Genomic DNA, 15181 nt, shown 5'->3' with positions numbered 1-15181 from the left:
AGTCAGCGGGGCACGGGAACGGTAGCCAGGATGCTGGCGAGGACGCCGTCAACGTGCACGCCGTCCATCTGGGCTTCCGGCTGCAGGGCAACGCGGTGGCGGAGGCAGGGGAGGGCCAGGGCCTTCACGTCATCCGGTGTCACGAACTGCCGCCCGGAGAGCCAGGCCCACGCGCGGGCGGCACTCAGCAGGGCTGTCGCGCCGCGCGGGGACACGCCGAGCTGGAAGGACGGTGCCGCGCGCGTTGCCCTCGCAATGTCAACGATGTAGGCGGCCACCTCAGGCGCCACCTCCACCGCAGCCACCGCCAGACGTGCCTGCTCCAGCTCGGCCGCACCCGCCACCGCGCGTACGCCGGCGGCAGCCAGGTTCCTGGAGTCAAAGCCGGCCGCATGCCTGCGGATGACCTCGATCTCGTCGGCACGCCCGGGCAACGGCATGGCAAGCTTCAGGAGGAAACGGTCCAGCTGGGCCTCAGGCAGGGGATAGGTGCCCTCGTACTCCACCGGGTTCTGCGTGGCTGCAACGATGAACGGGACCGGAAGCGGGCGTGAGGTTCCGTCCGCAGAAACCTGGCGTTCCTCCATCGCCTCCAACAGGGATGCCTGCGTCTTCGGCGGAGTCCTGTTGATCTCGTCAGCCAGCAGGATGTTGGTAAAGACCGGGCCCTCGCGGAAGCTGAACTCCGAGGTCCGGGAGTCGAAGACCAGCGAGCCGGTGATGTCGCCCGGCATCAGGTCAGGGGTGAACTGCACGCGCTTGGTGTCCAGGCTTAGCGCTGCTGAGAGTGTGCGGACCAGCAGGGTCTTGGCCACGCCCGGAACCCCTTCGAGCAGGACATGCCCGCGGCAGAGCAATGCGATGAGCAGCCCGGTGACGGTGGAGTCCTGGCCGACCACGGCCTTGGCAACTTCGTGCCGCACATCGAGCAAGGCCTGGCGGACGGGATCGGTGCCCGCCGTGCCCTCGGCAGTTGCGAGCGCGGGGCCGCCGGGGCCGCCCTGCGTGAATCCGTTGGTCTGCTCACTCATCGGGCGGTTACCTCTTTCTCTAGTGATTCAAGTTGCTGGGCCCAGTGCACCAGTTCGGTCTCCGTCCTGGGACGGGCTTCCAGCACGCCGGCCGCGTCTTCGCGGGTGCGCCCAAGGTGCCGCGCGGCGGCGTCGACAATCGCCGGTGACTCAGCATCCGCTCCCAGTCGGAGGACCCGGGCGAGCCGGACCAGCGCACCCGCCCTGAGGCTGTCCGCTGCACGGTCCACGGCGTGGGCGTCATGGTACAGCCGTGCGCGGCCTTCGGCAGTCTCCACGGCCTTGACCACTACGGGCAGCGGTTCGAAGACCAGCGGTCCCAGCCGCCTTCCCCGCCAGGCCATCGCCAGCACCGCCACGAGGGCAAGCCAGGGGCCGAGGAAAGCGACCCAGGGCGGTGCAAGCTCATCCAATGTCTTCGGGGTGTCCTCTGCGGTGACATCCGCCAAGCCGGGAAGGTACCAGACGAGTGAGTCCGAGGACCCCAGTGTTCTGAGGGCCAGGGCGGCGTTACCGTGTTCATCGAGCAGGCGGTTGCTGAAGATCTGAGTGCTGCCCACCACTGTCAGCCTCCCGTCGTCACTGCTGGCAAAGAGCCCGCCCAGGCCTTCCGCGGGTTCGTAGCAGACGCGGTTGGCCTGATACAGGTAGGCGGAGGCCGCCGAGACCGCCCCGGCTGCGGCGGGATCGTCCAACGCGCAGCCCGGGTCCAGGGTTGCCGATCCCGCCGGCACGACTCCGGCGGGACGGATGCCGCCGCCGAGGGCGCTGAGCGTGCTCAGCCGGGGAGTAATGACCACCATCCTGTCCGTGGCCTGCTGCAAAGCCTGCAGCTGGTCAGCGTCCAGGTAGCCGTTTCGATCGTAGAGGAACAATGTGGGTCCGGGCCCTTCCCCGGCTCCTGGGGCGCTCCCTTCGGAGGCGCTGTCCTTGGAGGCGCTGTCCAGCGCCGACATCGTTGCGTCGAAGGTGTCGGTCTGGCGGACGTCCACGCCTTGCCTTCCCAGTATTTCCGCTGCTGCCCGTGCTCCCTCCGGAGCAGCGTTGCGTGCAGACAGGGGCAGGCCGTCGCTGCGGGGCGATTGCTGGGCCAGGATTGTCAGCCCCACGCCTACGGAAAAGGCCAGAATCAGCAGGGTCCACGTCCGGTGCCGGCGGATCCATGCCGTGACGGCGTGACCCGCTCTGCCGCCTCCGGTCACCGTAGGTTCCGGCCGCTTCTCCGACTCCACGACAGGCGTCATCGGGGCAGCTCCAGGTGGTCCGCGGTGGTCCGGCCGTAGTCGGGTCTTGCTGTTTCAAGTAGCTGGTCCAACGCCACCATGCCGGCGTGGTCCCCGGCCGTGGCACCGGCGCTGCCGTATCGTACGCCGTCGAAGACGCCGGCGGCACGCCGAAGCGCAGCGGCATGGCTGCCGAAGGCGCCGGCAAGCTGGCCGGCCACTTCATCCGCGGTCCGGCCGGGCAGGGGGTCGATAACGGTGCGCTCCTCCGCAGCCCGGACGATGGCACGGAACTGTTCGACGACGGCGGTGCGCCACTCGCCGCGAGCCGCCGCGGCTGCCGCGCGCCGGCGGTATTCTGCCGGGCTGATGGAAGGATCCGCGTCGACGTCGTTCCTGTCCGGGCGGCGGCGCCGGGCGTTCAGCCGGGGGCGCGCCAGGAGGATGGCCACGGCGATAAGGACGATAATCGTCACTCCGATGGCCGGCACTGCGACACCGCTGTCGACTGCGGGGTCGCCGCTGCCAAGCGATCGCAGCCATTCTGTGAACTGCCGCCACAGATCGGTCAGCCAGTCGGGCTCGGCATCCCGGTATACGGGTTTTGCGAGCTCCTCGACCGCCCACCTGCGGGCCTCCTGCCTGTCGGGCTCCACGGGAGGTTCGGCCTGCGTGCGGCTTAACGTCGAATGCCAAACCGCACCTGCTGCTGACGCCGCTTCCAACACTGGCTCGAAGAAGCCTGGCCGGCTCATCCGGCGCCCGGTGGCGGACCGGAAGGCGGCGGGTTCAAGCCCCGCGGAGGGCCGTACCCCGGCGGGGGACCGTACGGCTGAGGCTGACCGTAGCCGGGTGGCGGCCCGTACGGCTGAGGCTGACCGTAGCCGGGCGGGGGACCGTACGGCTGAGGCTGACCGTAGCCGGGCGGGGGGTTGTAGCCGGGTGGCGGCCCGTACGGCTGAGGCTGACCGTAGCCGGGCGGGGGGATGTAGCCCGGCGGGGGACCGTGCGGCGAACGGGTCCAGTTGCCGGAGGTGGGACCGCCCGCAAAGTTGCCCTCGGGCGCCACTCCGCGCCCGGGAACGCCGTCGGAGTCTTCGCCTGATTCAAGCTGCCGCTGGAGGGCGAGGTCCAAGCCTTCCTTGCGCATCCGGAGGTCCATGTACAAAAGGCCCATGACGGAGGTTTGGAAGGCATACCCGACGGCACCGATAACGGCTGTGACAATAATCGATGCGATCCCGACAACCGCGGAAAGTACGCGCTGCCCGTCGTCTCCACCATGGGGAGCGATGACGGAGGAGAAGCCGCCGGTAGCGAGGCCGATGGGGATTTGGACAATCTGGCTGATGATGCCGATCAGGAGGGAAATGACCAGGACGATGCCGAAGATCCGCCACCAGTTGTGCCGGGTGAGTTGCCAGGATCTCCGCAGGCCGTCGAGTACTCCTTGTTCCTCGACGACGATCGCCGCCGGCGTCACCATCAGGCGGATGGAGACCAAGAGTATGGTCGCAATGCCTCCGAGGAACAGGGGGACGATGATCAGCGCCGACGTTGCGCCCATGGAATCGGCCAGCAGGAAGGTTCCTCCCACCAGCACTACTGCGAAGGCGATGCCGGCCAGGATCTGCAGACCGCCAAGAGCGAGCAGTGCGCCGATCCTGGACCGCGACAATGTCCACATCTCCTTGAAACCGGTGCGTCGGTTCAGGACCGACCGGGCCACCGGAACCACCATCACACCCTGAAGCACAATGGAGATAAAGAAGGAGACCAGTCCCAGAAGGGCAGCGCCGATCAGGAGGCCCCCGCCGAGGTTGACCATTTCCGGGGGAGCCATGCCGGCCAGCCACAGGCCGAGCGACTGTCCGCGCGATTCGGTCTCGGCTGCGAAGACCTCACCGACAACGGTCGCCAGGGTCTGTGCCAGCATCGCAGCACCCAGCATTGCCGCGGGATTCCGCCTGATGGTCTGGAAGGCTCCGTCAAGGATTTCGCCGAACATCAAGGGCCGTAGGGGCACGATGCCGGGTTTTGGCGGGGCTACGTATGCCGGTTGGGCATGTCCCGGTTGCGCTCCGGCGTAAGGAGGGCCCCAGGGAGGCTGTCCGCTGGGAGCCGTCGGCGGTGGGTTCCATTGGGCGGGCGCGTCCCAGGCGGGTGGTTGCACTGGCTGTGGCTGACCCTCCCGGGACGGCACGTTCGGATCCTGCTCTGACAACCTGTTCCTCCCCAAAAGACGCTGTCCGCGAGCTGACCGGCCACTGCTTCCGCCAGGCGCTCCGGGCCGGTTGTGGTTTGCACTGTCCGGCCCGCTCCCAGCCTATAGTTTTGGCCGCAAGCCTCATAGCTTCCGGCTGGTTCTTCCGGCTGTGGCGTCACAGCGCCGTCCCGGCGTGCTTCCCTGGCGGCAGTGTCCGCGCCATGCCGTGTCGGCCCTCAACGGGACAAAGCCCATTCAATAGGCGAATATATAACTATGAAGGCACGCATTCTGGTAGTGGACGATGACGAGGCGCTGGCCGAGATGATCGGGATTGTCTTGCGCAATGACGGCTTCGAGCCGGTCTTTTGCGCCGACGGCGGGCAGGCGCTGGAAGTTTTCCGATCCTCAAAACCGGATCTTGTGCTTCTGGACCTGATGCTCCCGGGCATGGACGGCATCGAAGTGTGCCGGCAGATCCGCGCCGAGTCGGATTCACCCATCGTTATGCTCACCGCCAAGTCCGATACCTCGGACGTGGTCCGAGGACTGGAGTCCGGTGCTGACGACTATGTGCCCAAACCGTTTAAGCCGGCGGAACTGGTGGCCCGTGTCAGGGCCAGGCTCCGGCCCGGAGATCAAAAGGCCCCTGAGACCCTCCGCATCGCCGACATCACCATTGACGTGGCCGGCCACCTGGTGAGCCGGAACGACGAACGAATTTCGCTGACACCCCTCGAATTCGACCTGCTCGTTGCCCTTGCGCGGAAGCCGTGGCAGGTCTTCACCCGAGAGTTGCTCCTGGAGCAGGTCTGGGGATACCGGCACGCGGCAGACACGCGCCTCGTCAACGTCCATGTCCAGCGGCTGAGGTCGAAAATCGAGCGGGACCCCGAAGCCCCCGAAGTAGTTTTGACGGTCCGTGGTGTCGGCTACAAAGCAGGTTCCTGAACCGTCCCGCGGCGAAGCCGGCAGTGAGCCGGAGGTAGCCCGCCCCCAAAAGACGGAACACGCCCACTCACACGGCGCTCCGGAGCATACGGATGCAATGGCCGGCGTATTTTCCGACCTGCCGTTCCGGACCCGCATTTGGCTTCGCCGTGCCCGGATCGTGGGACTGCGGGTCGCGAGGCTCGTCCGGACCGGCTTGCTCCGGCTCCTGCCCGGTGTCAGGTTCCTGCTGCGGGCCCTTCATCGGCGCTGGCGCCGTTCCCTGCAGTTCCGCACAGTCCTCACCACGCTTCTGCTCTCGATCGGCTCGTTCGCAGTGGTCGGGGCCTACCTGTCGAACCAGATCGCCAACAACCTGTTCCAGGAACGGCTTGCCCAGGCGGAGTCGGAGACGCTGTACAACGTCAAGCAGGTCCAGGACACGTTCGACGGCGCCCAGGTCACCGACCAGTCCAGCGTGATCACACTGGTGTACGACACCCTGAATGCCGTGGAGGGCCGCGGAAACGTCATCCAGCGCCGGTATGTGTTCGAGGCGATGCCGGAACAGACCAAACCCCGCAACCGCTGGGTCGAATCGCGGGCGTCGGACCAGCTCACGGTCAGTGTCATTCCGCCCGAGCTGCGGAAGGCGGTTCAGGAGTCCGGAAAGGACCAGTTTTGGGCATCCACGGAGTTCCCGGTGGGTACCGAAGACCGTCCGGGCATCGCCGTGGGCAACAAAGTCACATTTAACGGCACTGTGTACGAGCTGTACCTCATTTACGACCTGAACACCGCGCAGAAAACGCTGGACGAGATACAGAACGTCCTGCTCGCCGGCGGAGCGGTACTGGTCCTGATCATCGGTGCCATTGCCTGGTACGTGACCCGGAACGTGGTCAGCCCGGTCAGCCATGCCGCGGTGGTCTCGGAGAAACTGGCGGCCGGGCAGCTCCAGGAGCGGATGGTAGTCAAAGGCGAGGACGAGGTGGCGCGGCTGGGCGCGTCGTTCAACCACATGGCTGCCAGCCTCCAGGAACAAATCACCCAGCTGGCGACTCTGTCCCAGATGCAGCAGCGCTTCGTCTCCGATGTGTCCCACGAACTTCGCACGCCCCTGACGACCGTGCGGATGGCCGCCGAGGTCCTGTACGACGCACGGCATGATTTCGACCCCATCAACAAGCGCTCGGCCGAGCTGCTCTACAACCAGGTTGAGCGCTTCCAGTCCCTGCTCGCTGATCTCCTGGAAATTTCCCGCTTCGATGCAGGTGTGGCCATGCTCGACGCCGAACCCACCGATATCCTGCAACTCGTGGCGAAAGTCGTCGAAGACGCAGGACCCGTCGCAGCCGAATACGGTTCGCAGGTCACCATTAATTCGCGGGATGAGAGCATCGTGGTAGAGATGGACGACCGGCGCATCGAGCGGATCCTTCGCAACCTGGTGCTCAACGCGCTGGAGCACAGCGAAGGGAATCCGGTCAATATTTCGGTAGCGGCAAATGAATCCGCCGTCGCCGTCGCCGTCCGCGACCACGGCATCGGAATGACGCAGTCCGAGGCGGCAAGGGTCTTTGACCGTTTCTGGCGGGCCGACCCCGCCCGGGCGCGAACCACGGGCGGCAGCGGGCTGGGCCTGTCCATCGCCGCGGAAGACACGAAACTCCACAACGGATGGCTTCAGGCCTGGGGCAGCAAGGGAACCGGATCAAACTTCAGGCTGACACTTCCGCTGAGGCAGGGCGAAGCAATCTCCAAATCGCCGCTACAGCTCGAACCGGCCGACGTCGAATTGCCTGGCGGATCGGGGCAGGGCACGATGTTGCTCCTGGAAACCGCTGCATCGCCCGCGGATTCGACGGATGCGCCCGCCCCGCCGCACGCACAGCCGGCCGCGGGCAGGGAAGAAACAAAATGACCGGCACCCCGTCAAAGTTGCGCAACGCGGCCCTTGCCCTGATGACGCTACTGCTCCTGCTGCTGACCTCCTGCGCACAGATCCCGCGCTCGGGGCCGGTGGGAAAAAGTACCGATGAGAGCGCCGGCAAGCCCAACAACGCGCCCGTTTTCTTTCCGGTGGCACCACGCGAAGGAGCCGGACCGGAGTCCGTCATTGAAGACTTCTACCTCGCCGGCAGCGGCTACGAGGACGACTACGCCGTTGCCAGGGAATACCTGACGCAGGCAGCCTCCGTTGCCTGGAAGCCGGACCAGCGCACACTCGTTTTCCGCTCAACCAGGGTGGTCCGGACCGGTGTGGAAAATGTCTTCAACTACGAACTGGACGTTGCCTACTCAGTCGATGCAGACGGGATCGCGACGCAGTTCCCCGAAGGCACCAAGGAAAACATTCCAGTCACGCTGACGCAGGTGGACGGTCAGTGGCGCATCTCCGCAATCCCTGACGGAATTGCCATCCCCGAGCAGACATTCAAGGTGATTTACGGCGCCTACCCCATCTACTTCTACGATCCCGGCTTCACCTACGCAGTGCCGGACGTCAGATGGTTCAACAAGAAGAAAACGGTCAAAGCCATGACCAGCGCCTTGCTCAGCGGACCTGCCCCGTATCTCAAGGGCGCCGTAGTTAGCGCCTTTCCGTCCGGAATGAAGCTGACGCGGGAGTCTGTACCGGTAGTCTCGGGCGCAGCCCAGGTGGACCTGTCGGCAAAGGAACTCGTCGAAGCCTCCAGCGAGGACAGGCTGAGGATGCAGACCCAGCTGGCTCTCACCTTCCGTGGCCAGCCGGACGTCGTCAACGTCGAACTCCGGGCAAACCAGGACCTGGTCCGGGTCGAGGACAACGGCTCCGTGCTGCCTCCGGTCAGGGACAAGAACGTCCCGGCCCGCCAGATCGCCGTAAATGACGGCCAACTGGTCCGATACGAGAACAACCGCATTTCGCCGTTGCCGGACATTCAGTCCGTAGGAGCCCTCGGGCCGGTTTCCCCTGCCGAATCGCCCGTTTCGCAGTCGGTGGCGTTCCTCAACAACAGCCGGACGACCCTGTACTCGATCGTGCCGGGCCAGCCGGCCCGGGCACTGACAACCCGCTCCACCCTCACCCATCCGTCGTTCGGGCAGCAGGATTGGGTCTGGACTGCCGGGCCCGGGGCCAACGGGGCAACGGAAGTGCTTGCCTACCGCCCCACGAACGTTGCTGAAGCCGCGGCCATGCCCACTGTCACGCTGGCGCCGGCCTGGCTCGCCGGACGCACCGTCAAAGAATTCCGCGTATCGCGCGAGGGGGTGCGGGCTCTCGTGATTTCCGAGCAGAACGGGAAGACCCGCGTGCAGGTGACCGGAATCGTACGCAATGCTGACGGGACCCCCCGTGACCTCACCGCCCCAACGACGCTCCTGACGGACCGGGAACCGGACCAGGGGGTCTGGGTCAGTGACACGACGGTAGCCGTCATGAAGGCATCGGCCACTGACAACGTCACCCCGGAATTGCTCTCCCTGGCAGCAACGCAGCCGCAGCAACTGGCGCCCTGGCCCGGGCTCACCGCGATCAGCGCCGGCAACGGACCCGAGGAAATCTTCGGGCAGTCCGCCGACGGTATCTTCCAGCGCCTCGGAAATGGTTGGTCGCCCCAGCTGAAAGGGCCCGTGGACCCGTCATTCCCGGGCTGACACAGGGGCCTGCACCGCGCCGTGCGGGCAGGTTGTACTGGCCACACTTTATCCACATAAGCGCCGGGCCCACATAGTCGAACAGCGGGCTCCCGCAGGGATACCCCGTCGGGCAGGCTTGGTCTGTGACAAGAAGCCCCGATCCCGATCTCGAGCCGCCTGCGCCGGCGGCGGCAAGACACCGCAGCGATTATGTACGGTGGTGGCTGCGGGCCGCGGACCGTGCAGCGGAGGCTGGCCGCGAACTGTTGGCCCTCGCCGCACCCGTGGAGTGCGTCTGCTGCGGGTCGGAAGACTTCTCGCTATGCGGACACTGTGAGCGGGCGCTGCGCCTGCTCACGCGGACGCCGTTCCGCGCCGAAGGGCAGGCACCCGCCCTGATGGATGTGAACGGTTCGGTTATTCTTCCCGTCGTGGCCGCCGGGGTCTATCGGGAGGAGCTCGCCCAGGCTGTGCTGTCGTTCAAGAAATACGGCCAGCGCCAGCTTGAATCGGTGCTGTCGAAGGCGCTTGGGAGGGCGATCACAGTGGCTGCCGGCACGACGCATGGAGTCTGCCTGATACCCGTACCCACCACCAACAGCGCGTTCAGGAGGCGGGGTTTCAGCCCCGTGCACCTTTTGTTGCGGAATCTGGACCGCAGCGGCCGCCTCGGCGGAGGGCGCCCAGCCGATGCGCTGCGCAAGGGAGGGACCTTCGGACAGTGGCCATGGTCGGCCGCTGACCTGCCCGAACGGCTCCAGGTGCTGGCTGCCGCCCACGCCATGGCGGGAGGGCAAAAAGGACTCGGACGAGGCGCCCGTGCCAAACGTGTCCGGGGTTCCATGCGGGCAAGGCCGGCGTTCCTCGCGCCTGACATCCGGGGATGCCCCTGCATCATCGTGGATGACGTGCTGACCACGGGGGCCACGCTGGCGGAAGCAGCACGGGCCGTACATCAGGCAGGGGGCGTCGTACTGGGCGCCGTCGTACTTGCGGCGACACGCCCGCCGGACGTTGCGGATCCACCGGCCGTTCCCGGTGCCACCGCAGTGATGGGCGCCCGACTTTGAAAAAAATAAACGAAGAAAAGGTGAATAACGGGTAGCGATGAACTAACGTCGGTTGTGGGTACCAAGATCAGTTGTACCTGTCGATAGCGGCTCGGAAAGGGGCTCGACTGTCAGTCAGATCGGCCCCGGGAAGTGCCGCCGTCGTGTCACCGAAGTCATTTGGAGGGCACCATGGAGTTCATGATCAGCGGACGGAATTTGACGGTTTCAGACCGCTTCCGCGAATACGCCGACGAGAAGATCTCAAAGATCGCATCGCTGGGAGACAAGGTCCAACGGGTGGACGCGAAGGTCTCAAAGGAGACTAAGGCCCGCCAGACCGCAGAATTGCTCACGGTTGAGCTGACTGTCTTGGGCCGGGGCCCCGTCATTCGAGCAGAGGCCAGTGCCGCCGACAAGTTCGCCGCGTTCGATCTCGCTTACAACAAGCTTCTTGAACGCCTGCGCCGGGCCAAAGACCGCAAGAAGGTCCACCATGGCCGGCACACCCCCAAGTCGGTCACCGAGGCAACAGCCAGCCTTGAGCCGGCCAGCACCACCGAGCCTCTGTACGTGGAGGCAAGCAACCATCAGGAGCCCCAGGCCGCACCGGTCGAAAAGTCGCCGTACGACGTCGACAACGACATCCCGGCGGGGGATTCGCCTGTCCTGATCCGCCGCAAGGTGTTTCCGGCGGCATCACTCACGCTCGACGACGCCGTCGACAACATGGAACTCGTGGGCCACGACTTCTACCTGTTTGTCGATAAGGAAACCAAAGCGCCGTCCGTCGTCTACCGCCGCGACGGTTGGACCTACGGGGTGATCTCCCTTGACCAGACCTGCGAACCGGGTGTGGCTCCGCTGGAAGAGAAGATTCTCGCGTACCGATCCGAGGATGAGCCAGCCAGCGCATAAGCTGGAGCTGACCATCCAACGAAGGGACTGACGTGCAGGAAGTGCTGAGCCTCAAACAGGCGCGGCGGATCGCACTGGCGGCCCAGGGATTGGACAAAGTACGGCCCGCCGGACCCGTGACATCACGGGCGGTGGGCCGTACTTTTGCCCGCCTCCACCTCGTCCAGATCGACTCCGTCAATGTGCTGTCGCGGAGCCATTACCTGCCGTTCTTCTCCCGCCTGGGGAACTACGACCGCGCCATCCTCCAGCGAATGGCGGGCACCCACCCGCGCCGCATGATGGAGTACTGGGCCCACGAGGCGAGCTTTATCCGTCCGGACCATTTCCAGGACCTGGTCCTGTGGCAAAGCCGGAAGTGGGTGGGAGCGCACTCCATGGACCCCGATGTACGGAGCGATGTCGCCGCCCGGGTGCTTGAGGCGCTGGCCGCCGGACGGCCGATGACTGCCGCCGAACTCACCGCCCACCTGGGTCATGTGGAGGACCGGCAGCAGGACAACTGGGGGTGGAACTGGAACGCCGTCAAACGGGTCCTGGAGCACCTCTTCGAAGCGGGCCTCATCTCGGCCGCGTCCCGCACGGAATCCTTCGAACGGCGCTACACCCTCACCGCCAAGATCCTGCCCGAACGGCCCGGCGCAGCGCCGGACGTTCCCGACGCAGGGGCGGACAAGGCGGCTGCGCTGGTGCGCCTCATCGATGCCGCCGCCCGGGCGCACGGGATCGGCACGCTCCGGTGCTTCGCCGACTACTTCCGGACGCCGATGCGTGCGTCAGCCCTGGCCGTGGACCACCTCGTCGAAACCGGAAGGCTGGTGCCAGTCAGCGTGGCCGGCTGGGACAAGCCCCTCTTCCGGCACGCGGAGGCGAAACTGCCGCGCACAGCCACCGGACGCGCACTGCTGAGCCCCTTCGACTCACTGGTCTTTGAGCGGCGGCGCCTTGAAGCCCTGTTCGACTTCCACTACCGCCTGGAGATCTACACCCCCGAGCCGAAACGCCGCTACGGCTATTACGTGCTTCCCTTTCTGCTACGCGACGGGATCGTGGCCCGCATCGACCTGAAAGCGGACCGATCCAACGGCCTCCTGCTGGCGAAGGCTGTCCACGCGGAGCCCGGGGCGCCCGCCGACACCGCCGTCGAACTCGCCGCGGAACTGCAGCTCATGGCAGAGTGGTTGGAACTGGACCGGGTTGTTGTGTCCCGGAAAGGAGACCTGGCACCGGCGCTCGCAGACGCCGTGTCCGGAGCAGGGAGCGGTGTATCCGCTGAGAGGGAACAGGCGTAACCGGCCCTGTGTCTCTCCCGTAGACTGAACACGCCAGAATTCGGCAGCTTGAGACTGGGAGCAACTTCACGTGGCATCACTTATCGAAAAACTTCTCCGCACGGGTGACAAAAAAACCCTGAGGCAACTGCGGAACTATGCCGATTCCATCAATGCCCTGGAAAGCTCCTTCCAGACTTTCACCGACGCCGAACTGCGCGAAGAAACCGACCGGCTGCGTGAACGCCACCAGGACGGCGAGAAGCTGGACGACCTCCTGCCCGAGGCCTTCGCGGCGGTCCGTGAAGCCTCCTCCCGAACCCTGGGCATGCGCCACTTCGACGTCCAGCTGATGGGCGGCGCTGCCCTGCACCTGGGCAATATCGCCGAAATGAAGACCGGTGAAGGCAAAACCCTCGTAGCCACCGCTCCGGCCTACCTGAACGCACTCACCGGCAACGGGGTGCACGTGATCACCGTGAACGACTACCTGGCTGAATACCAGTCGGACCTCATGGGCCGGGTCTACCGCTTTCTCGGCCTGACCAGCGGCTGCATCCTGTCCAACCAGGACCCTGCCGTGCGCCGCGAGCAGTACGCCGCGGACATCACCTATGGCACAAACAACGAATTCGGGTTCGACTACCTGCGCGACAACATGGCCTGGGACAAGTCCGAGCTCGTCCAGCGCGGCCACCACTTCGCAATTGTTGACGAAGTGGACTCCATCCTCATCGATGAGGCTCGCACCCCGCTTATCATTTCCGGTCCGGCCCAGGGTGACACCAACCGCTGGTACAGCGAATTTGCCAAGGTGGTCACCCGGCTCAAGCCCGATGAAGACTACGAAGTCGACGAAAAGAAGCGCACCGTAGGCGTGCTCGAGGGCGGGATCGAGAAGGTCGAGGACTACCTGGGCATTCACAACCTCTACGAGTCCGCCAACACCCCGCTGATCGGCTTCCTGAACAATGCCATCAAGGCCAAGGAACTCTTCAAGCGGGACAAGGACTACGTCATCCTCGACGGCGAAGTGCTTATTGTTGACGAGCACACCGGCCGCATCCTCGCGGGCCGGCGTTACAACGAGGGCATGCACCAGGCGATCGAGGCCAAGGAAGGCGTCGAGATCAAAGCGGAGAACCAGACCCTCGCCACGGTCACGCTGCAGAACTACTTCCGCATGTACAACAAGCTTTCCGGCATGACCGGCACAGCCGAGACCGAAGCCGCCGAGTTCATGAGCACGTACAAGCTCGGCGTGGTGGCCATCCCCACCAACCGCGACATGCAGCGCATTGACCAGCCTGACCTCGTCTACAAAAACGAGGCCGTCAAATTCGACGCCGTCGTCAAGGACATTGCCGAGCGGCATGAAAAAGGGCAGCCCGTCCTCGTGGGAACCACCAGCGTGGAGAAGAGTGAATACCTCTCCCGGCTGCTGGCCAAGGAAGGCATCCGCCACGAGGTCCTTAACGCGAAAAACCACGCCCGTGAAGCCGCGATCGTCGCGCAGGCCGGCCGTAAGGGAGCGGTGACGGTCGCCACGAACATGGCCGGTCGAGGTACGGACATCATGCTGGGCGGAAACGCAGAATTCACTGCCGTCGCCGAGTTGGCGGCCAAAGGCCTGGATCCGGAAGAAAACTCAGAAGAGTACGAGGCCGCGTGGCCCGCGGCGTTCGAGGCCGCCAAGCAGGCGGTGAAGGACGAACACGAGGAAGTACTGGAATTGGGCGGGCTCTACGTCCTCGGAACCGAACGACACGAGTCCCGGCGGATCGACAACCAGCTCCGCGGACGTTCAGGACGCCAGGGCGACCCCGGCGAGTCGCGGTTCTACCTCTCCTTGACGGATGACCTGATGCGCCTGTTCAATTCGGGTGCGGCCGAACGGCTTATGAACAGTTCCGTTCCCGACGACGTCGCGCTCGAATCGAAGCTCGTTTCGCGTGCCATAGCCTCTGCGCAGGGCCAGGTTGAAGGCCGCAACGCGGAACAGCGCAAGAACGTCCTTAAGTACGATGACGTCCTCAACCGCCAGCGCGAAGCCATCTATGGGGACCGCCGCCGTATCCTCGAAGGCGACGACCTGCACGAGAAAGTTCAGTTCTTCCTCGAAGACACCATCACTGCCCTCATCGACGCAGCAACCTCCGAGGGCACCGGGGACGACTGGGACTTCAACCAACTCTGGACGAACCTCAAGACCCTCTACCCGGTCAGCGTTACATCCCACGACGTCATCGACGAGGCCGGCGGCAAGTCCCGCATCACCGTGGACTTCCTCAAGGAAGAGATTCTTTCCGACGCCCGGCTGGTCTACCAGGCCAGGGAACAGGCCATCGGGTCCGAGAGCATGCGCGAACTCGAGCGCCGCGTGGTTCTGTCCGTGATCGGCCGGAAGTGGCAGGAGCATCTCTACGAGATGGACTACCTCAAGGAGGGCATCGGCCTTCGAGCCATGGCCCAGCGTGACCCGCTCGTTGAATACCAGCGCGAGGGATTCATAATGTTCCAGGCCATGATGGAGGCCATCAGGGAGGAGAGCGTCGGCTTCCTGTTCAACCTTGAGGTTGAGGTGACCCCCGCTGAGGACGTCGTCGTGGCCGACGGCGCCGGGGAACATACAGAACACCATGAGCCACAGATCCATGCAGCAGGACTGGAAGCACCGGAGAAGCCCGCACAGCTGCAATACACTGCTCCGGGCGAAGACGGCGCCAGCCAGACCCGCGTCGAAGGCAGGTCGTCGGGGCGTTCGGGAAATCCGGCGAAGGCTGCCCAGGACGGCGCCCGGAAGCCGGCCCCGAAAAAGAAGAAGCGCTAGAAAAAATTAGTGGCGCTTTAGCGGCAGCAGGCTAGATCACAGGTAGGGACCGGAACAGTTGTTCCGGTCCCCACCTGTATCCGCTGGTGCCTGAACGCC

General features: G+C 65.1%; 11 protein-coding genes. 7 read left to right on the top strand and 4 right to left on the bottom strand.

All coding sequences use genetic code 11. From position 1 onward, the window contains the following. Positions 1-2 precede the first annotated feature (2 nt). The 4 genes from JOE41_RS03575 to JOE41_RS21150 form a co-directional block, all read right to left on the bottom strand. A complete protein-coding gene (locus JOE41_RS03575; protein ID WP_209750922.1) occupies positions 3-1031 on the bottom strand; it encodes a MoxR family ATPase in 1029 nt (342 codons plus the stop codon). Beyond that, positions 1028-2275, bottom strand: a complete 1248-nt coding sequence (locus tag JOE41_RS03570; RefSeq protein ID WP_245200611.1) for a DUF4350 domain-containing protein — start codon at positions 2273-2275, stop codon at positions 1028-1030. Before JOE41_RS03570 ends, JOE41_RS03575 begins: the two co-directional genes overlap by 4 nt. Then, positions 2272-2910, bottom strand: coding sequence for a DUF4129 domain-containing protein (locus JOE41_RS03565; protein ID WP_307800658.1), 639 nt, complete (start codon positions 2908-2910; stop codon positions 2272-2274). Before JOE41_RS03565 ends, JOE41_RS03570 begins: the two co-directional genes overlap by 4 nt. A 95-nt stretch (positions 2911-3005) precedes the next feature. Next, entirely contained in the window at positions 3006-4280 is a 1275-nt protein-coding gene (locus JOE41_RS21150; protein WP_307800657.1) for a glycerophosphoryl diester phosphodiesterase membrane domain-containing protein, read from the bottom strand. A gap of 456 nt (positions 4281-4736) precedes the next feature. On the opposite strand from JOE41_RS21150, the gene mtrA reads away from it, so the two are divergent. The 7 genes from mtrA (at position 4737) to secA (ending at position 15082) form a co-directional block, all read left to right on the top strand. Then, positions 4737-5411: an MtrAB system response regulator MtrA gene (mtrA, locus tag JOE41_RS03555; RefSeq protein WP_011692552.1), complete on the top strand. Its 675-nt coding sequence runs from the start codon at positions 4737-4739 to the stop codon at positions 5409-5411. Between the two features lie 97 nt (positions 5412-5508). Beyond that, positions 5509-7314, top strand: a complete 1806-nt coding sequence (mtrB, locus tag JOE41_RS03550; protein ID WP_011692551.1) for an MtrAB system histidine kinase MtrB — start codon at positions 5509-5511, stop codon at positions 7312-7314. Continuing rightward, positions 7311-9032: an LpqB family beta-propeller domain-containing protein gene (locus tag JOE41_RS03545; RefSeq protein ID WP_011692550.1), complete on the top strand. Its 1722-nt coding sequence runs from the start codon at positions 7311-7313 to the stop codon at positions 9030-9032. Before mtrB ends, JOE41_RS03545 begins: the two co-directional genes overlap by 4 nt. A 125-nt stretch (positions 9033-9157) precedes the next feature. Beyond that, a complete protein-coding gene (locus tag JOE41_RS03540) occupies positions 9158-10084 on the top strand; it encodes a ComF family protein (protein WP_209750918.1) in 927 nt (308 codons plus the stop codon). Positions 10085-10255: 171 nt separating this feature from the next. Beyond that, positions 10256-10981 carry a ribosome hibernation-promoting factor, HPF/YfiA family gene (gene hpf, locus JOE41_RS03535; protein ID WP_011692548.1) on the top strand — a complete coding sequence of 242 codons (726 nt, stop codon included), beginning with the start codon at positions 10256-10258 and terminating at the stop codon, positions 10979-10981. 32 nt (positions 10982-11013) lie between these two features. Continuing rightward, positions 11014-12273, top strand: a complete 1260-nt coding sequence (locus JOE41_RS03530) for a winged helix-turn-helix domain-containing protein (RefSeq protein WP_209750916.1) — start codon at positions 11014-11016, stop codon at positions 12271-12273. Positions 12274-12343: 70 nt separating this feature from the next. Then, positions 12344-15082 (top strand): preprotein translocase subunit SecA, encoded by a 2739-nt coding sequence (gene secA / locus JOE41_RS03525; RefSeq protein ID WP_011692546.1) that lies wholly within the window; start codon positions 12344-12346, stop codon positions 15080-15082. Positions 15083-15181: the final 99 nt, after the last annotated feature.

The sequence above is a fragment of the Arthrobacter sp. PvP103 genome, from assembly GCF_017833075.1.
Lineage (GTDB): Bacteria > Actinomycetota > Actinomycetes > Actinomycetales > Micrococcaceae > Arthrobacter.
The sequence above is the reverse complement of the archived record's forward strand: the minus strand, read 5'-3'. Positions and strand labels throughout refer to the sequence as shown.